Genomic DNA, 3874 nt, shown 5'->3' on the forward strand with positions numbered 1-3874 from the left:
CTGATACAGCCATTTCAAGAGAACGGCAGGACATTGCAAGCACTCCAACTGCCCAAGAAGCGCTGAGATGCCCGGACTCCCTAACGGATGGGGGTGATTGCTTGAAGCCCATCGGACGTAATCCCCAATTCCTGGGTCAAAATTTGCGGCACCATTGCCCTGGGGGGGTATTGGGGAGCACTTGCCCACCAGGAAAATCCACCGCAGCTCGCTGAACGCCCACCCGAAAGGTTGGCGGCAGGCAGATGAAATAATCTCCTTGCAGCGGCAAGACAATTACAGAGTCCGCCTTTTCTACCCGCCAGTATTCTAGGGTTTCACCGGTGTCCGTCAGCCACTTCTCGCCAATCAAGGTCACCCACTTGGATGGAATGCGTACCCGTTCATCGAGCGATCGCCAACTTACTGTTGCCACTCCTCAGGAATTTGCACTATTTTCTCCTGTCCTGTGGGGGTGTACACCGGTCTGCCAAGGGGACGGTAAGGCAGGGTGCCATTTTCATAGGCCTGAATCCGTTGGCGAGCAATGTTGACATAAACGGGTTCCTGCTCACAGCCCATTGCCCGCCGATTATGCATTAGGGCAGCCAAGAGCGATGATCCCACCCCCATATAGGGGTCAAAGACCCAATCCCCCTCATGGCTGAGGGCAAGAACGCACCGCTCCACCAACTCAATGGGAAATTGGCAGGGATGGAGCGTTTTTTCGGGATGATTGGACTTGACATTGGGAATATCCCACACCAGTTCTTGCCAATCCTGAAGAACGATTTCCCAGATATCCGATGGATTTTTACCCAAGGGTTTGCCCGAGGGTTTGCCCTTCTTAGGTCCCTTGAAGTGGCGTTTCCCCGGATATTTGGCTGGAATGCGCACCGCATCCAAATTAAAGATGTAGTCATCTGACTTTGTGAACCAGAGGATCGTTTCATAGCGGCCAGAAAAGCGCTTTGTGGCATGGAGACCATGGCCAAATTTCCAAATGATGCGATTGCGCAGCTTCAAACCCAATCGCTTGAAGAGGGGATAAAACAAAATATCCAAGGGATACACCTCTCCCCTTTGAACAAAATTCCCCACTTGCCAGCACAGACTTCCCTCTGGCCGGAGCACCCGATATAGCTCAGCCATCACTCTGCTTTGGCTTTGGAGATAGTCCTCGATCGCCACCGGCGTTTCGTAGGCCTTGCCGAGGTTGTAGGGCGGCGACGTAAAGATGAGCGTCATGGCCTCATCCGGCACCTGACGAACCACCTCACAGACATCCCCGGTGGCAATCACGAGCCTAGCCTCTGGAGAAAAGCGTTCTTGAATAGGTTGACCAGAACTCAATAACTACAAACAATCCTTACCTTCATGGCCAAAATACCATATTCTTAATCCTGAGATAAAAAAGAGGCCGACCCCTCGGGAGTCAGCCAGCGGATTACTTGGGAACGCGCGCTAGACAGTACAAAGCAATTGGCAACAGGATTAGCTATGCACCACAAGCTTGACGTTGGCATTCTGAAGGCCAGGGCGCTTCACCTCAGCCAAGGTTTTGTTGATGGCATATTTTTGGTTGATCGAGTTGATTAGCTCGGTTTGGTTGTGTTTTTTGGCCACACCCCAGAGGTCAGCAATGAGATCAAAGGTGCCATCAGCATTGCGAGACCAGCCCAGATCGTACTCACCGTCGAGGACGGCAACGATGTCGGCACGAACGCGTTGGCCGTTGTAGCCACGCACATCGGCATTGGTTTTCACCGTAATGCCCAGATCCCGCAGGGATGCTTTCAAGATTTCAGCATCGGTAACTTTCGTACGCAGGGTGCTGAAGTGAGACATGTGAATTTCCTCCAGATTGAGACAGAAACATTGGACTGAATGAACCACAATTTATGGCGAACCAAACCCCTGTGGTCGGGTCTTTCTCCCATCTGCACAAAACAGATAGAAGGAAGCTTGTCAGAACTCCAGTCGCTGGTATTCAGCCACTGAAGCTGCCGCCGGGCGCGCCCGTTGGCGGGCCCAATCTCGAAGTGCCGTGACCTGCTCTTGCATCGTCTTGGAAAGGGGTTGAGTGGCACGGCTAGCGGCAATAATGTCTAACTGGGTAAACTCCCGCCCTTGGGCAAAGGCTTCGTACATGGCAGCAATGATCGCCTGTTCAATCTCGGCACCAGAAAAGCCATCACAGATATTGGCCAGTTGCTCTAGGTCAAAGCGATCAATCTCACGGCGGCGCTTAGTGAGGTGAATGCGAAAAATTTCCTTGCGCTCCTCGGCATTGGGCAAATCAACAAAGAAAATTTCATCAAAGCGGCCTTTGCGCAAGAATTCACCGGGGAGCCGTTCAACTCGGTTGGCTGTTGCCAGGACAAAGACGGGAGACTTTTTCTCCTGCATCCAAGTTAGGAAGGAGCCAAAGATGCGGCTAGAGGTACCGCCATCGGAGTCTGAGGAGCCTGCCCCGCCAGCAAAGGCCTTGTCCATTTCGTCAATAAAGAGAATGGCAGGGGAAATGGATTCAGCGGTTTTCAGCGCATTGCGCAAATTTGCTTCCGATCGCCCCACCATTGAACCGTCGTAGACCCGACCCATATCAAGGCGCAGCAGGGGCAAGCCCCAAAGGCGGGAGGTGGTTTTGGCAATGAGGGACTTCCCACAGCCGGGGACACCCAAAATCAACATCCCTTTCGGTTGCGGTAAGCCGTATTCACGAGCCTTTTCACTGAAGGCGTTGGCGCGCTGACGTAACCATACTTTCAGTTCCTCTAGGCCCCCCACAGAATCAATGGTTTCATCCACTTCCATGTATTCGAGGATGCCGTTGCGGCGGATGAGTTGCTTTTTCTCGGAGAGGATGATGTCCACCTCCGCTTCGGTGAGCCGCCCAGCGGTGACTTTGGCTTTGCGAAAGACTTTTTCGGCTTCATCCCGCGTCAGACCCAGGGTGGCTTTGACGAGCTTTTCCCGTGCTTCCGGGGTGAGGCGGCGATCGCGGGGATCTAACTGTTGCCTGAGAACTTCATCTAGTTCGTTAATACTGGGTAGGGGATAGTCAACAACAACGATTTCTTTTTCCAGTTCAACGGGAATTCGCTGCGCCGCTTCAGGGGACATGAGGATAATGGTTTTGTGGCTGCTCTTGAAGCTAGCGATCGCGTCCCGTAAAGAACGAGTGACAGGGGGCGAATCAATGAAGGGGTGCAAATCCTTGAAGACGTAGATGCCCGGTTCCCGTTGGTGAACAACCCATTGAATGGCGGCTTCCGGTGAGACGGTATTGTGGTGACTATTGTTGCGGGGATGGCCATACTCAACCATGCCGTGGGTCACTGTCCAGATGTAGAGCTTGCGGGGAGACCGCCCTTGAGGCCCGACTTGACTTTGGGCAATGGTGGCGATCGCCTGTTCAGCCCGCTCTTCTTCAGAGGTCAGGAGGTAGATCAACGGATATTGCGCTTGGATTAGGATACTCAACTCTTCTTGCACAGCAATCACCTCCTTCTTTCAAGGCTGACCCAACACCCCCGCCACTGGCCTAGCGGGCAGACACCAACTCGACGGAGAGCGCAGGAACACTGAGGCTGTTGTCATCAATCACAGTGGGCTGATTGACCAAGGCCGTTAGCTCATCCCCCCGCAGGACAAGGGCACTGGCACACTCTGGGCAGTGATAAACCCGATGCACATTGCCATGTTTTTGCTCGGCATATTCCGCCAGTACCTCTGGGTGAGCCAGCAGAAATTCAATCGCACGCTCAGCAAGGGTGGACATTGTTTCCTGCTCGACTACAGCGGCAATCTTTAGCTGGCGGTGCACATCGGGGGAGAGATACAACGTAACCTTTTGCTTATCTTCCATAGGGGTTAGAGACGTACCTAGGTA

General features: G+C 53.2%; 5 protein-coding genes. All 5 read right to left on the minus strand.

What is annotated here, in order from left to right:
• Window positions 1–136: 136 nt before the first annotated feature.
• Window positions 137–415: a hypothetical protein gene (locus H8Q75_RS09175; protein ID WP_297041249.1), complete on the minus strand. Its 279-nt coding sequence runs from the start codon at window positions 413–415 to the stop codon at window positions 137–139.
• The gene (locus H8Q75_RS09180) at window positions 403–1281 is read right to left on the minus strand and encodes a site-specific DNA-methyltransferase (RefSeq protein WP_365970991.1); all 879 of its coding nucleotides are present in this window, start codon (window positions 1279–1281) and stop codon (window positions 403–405) included. The genes H8Q75_RS09175 and H8Q75_RS09180 overlap by 13 nt, the downstream gene beginning before the upstream one ends.
• A 192-nt stretch (window positions 1282–1473) precedes the next feature.
• On the minus strand, window positions 1474–1827 hold the full coding sequence (locus tag H8Q75_RS09185) for a DUF1257 domain-containing protein (RefSeq protein WP_024124912.1): 354 nt from the start codon (window positions 1825–1827) through the stop codon (window positions 1474–1476).
• 120 nt (window positions 1828–1947) lie between these two features.
• Window positions 1948–3477 (minus strand): AAA family ATPase, encoded by a 1530-nt coding sequence (locus H8Q75_RS09190; protein ID WP_024124911.1) that lies wholly within the window; start codon window positions 3475–3477, stop codon window positions 1948–1950.
• Window positions 3478–3526: 49 nt separating this feature from the next.
• On the minus strand, window positions 3527–3874 hold a 348-nt coding region (locus H8Q75_RS09195), incomplete at its 5' end, for a ribbon-helix-helix domain-containing protein (protein ID WP_297041253.1).

Origin of the sequence: Thermosynechococcus sp. OHK43 (assembly GCF_014466085.1) — a bacterium.
Lineage (GTDB): Bacteria > Cyanobacteriota > Cyanobacteriia > Thermosynechococcales > Thermosynechococcaceae > Thermosynechococcus.